Origin of the sequence: Vibrio sp. 05-20-BW147 (assembly GCF_013369385.1) — a bacterium.
Classification (GTDB): Bacteria; Pseudomonadota; Gammaproteobacteria; order Enterobacterales; family Vibrionaceae; genus Vibrio; species Vibrio floridensis.
This window is the reverse complement of the sequence record NZ_SZTO01000087.1, coordinates 1-689: the sequence shown is the minus strand read 5'-3', so window position 1 is coordinate 689 and position 689 is coordinate 1. Positions and strand designations below refer to the sequence as shown.

The window sequence follows — 689 nt, the reverse complement described above, 5'->3', positions numbered from 1 at the left end:
AATGACATTGCTGAGCCATTTGATAATGTCAGTATCATCAAGCTCCCACCCTATTCACCAGAGCTAAACCCGATAGAACAAGTGTGGAGTTGGTTAAGACAACACTATCTCGCCAATCAATCTTTTGCGGATCACGAAGACATTGTCTCCAAAGTATGTAGGGCTTGGAATAGTTTTTTGGAATGTTCGGCCAGAGTCAGACAGATGTGCTCGAGAAGCTGGATAGACCTGATCAGTTAATTTTCCAGATTGGTATAAGTGGCTGACGGCTGGGGTTGCAGTCAACGGGCAAACCTTTTGCGGGACTCGTTGGTCGCAGACCAAAATAATACAACCGATACAAAAAAACCTCAGCATTTCTGCTGAGGTCTGGAATAAGTGGCGGAGCGGACGGGACTCGAACCCGCGACCCCCGGCGTGACAGGCCGGTATTCTAACCAACTGAACTACCGCTCCGCACTGGTTAGACATTTAAGTCTAAATTAAAAGCCTGGCGATGTTCTACTCTCACATGGGGAAACCCCACACTACCATCGACGCTATTTCGTTTCACTTCTGAGTTCGGAATGGATTCAGGTGGGTCCAAAACGCTATGGTCGCCAAGCAAATTCTTGTTTTTACTTTCAGCTTTTTCTAAAAACTGAAGGCAAAAAATCTGGAAAGCTGTTTTCGTTCTCTACACATTCAAT

General features: G+C 45.7%; 1 protein-coding gene, 1 tRNA gene and 1 rRNA gene. 1 reads left to right on the top strand and 2 read right to left on the bottom strand.

The window, feature by feature from the left end:
- Positions 1 to 240, top strand: a 240-nt coding sequence (locus FC652_RS20150) for a transposase (protein ID WP_176299909.1), incomplete at its 5' end; no start/stop codon positions are given.
- Between the two features lie 139 nt (positions 241 to 379).
- Here the strand turns inward: FC652_RS20150 and FC652_RS20145 are convergent.
- Together FC652_RS20145 and rrf are read right to left on the bottom strand one after the other, a co-directional pair.
- A tRNA-Asp gene (locus FC652_RS20145) sits at positions 380 to 456 on the bottom strand.
- A gap of 32 nt (positions 457 to 488) precedes the next feature.
- Positions 489 to 604: ribosomal RNA gene (rrf, locus tag FC652_RS20140) — 5S ribosomal RNA — on the bottom strand.
- Between the last annotated feature and the right edge of the window lie 85 nt (positions 605 to 689).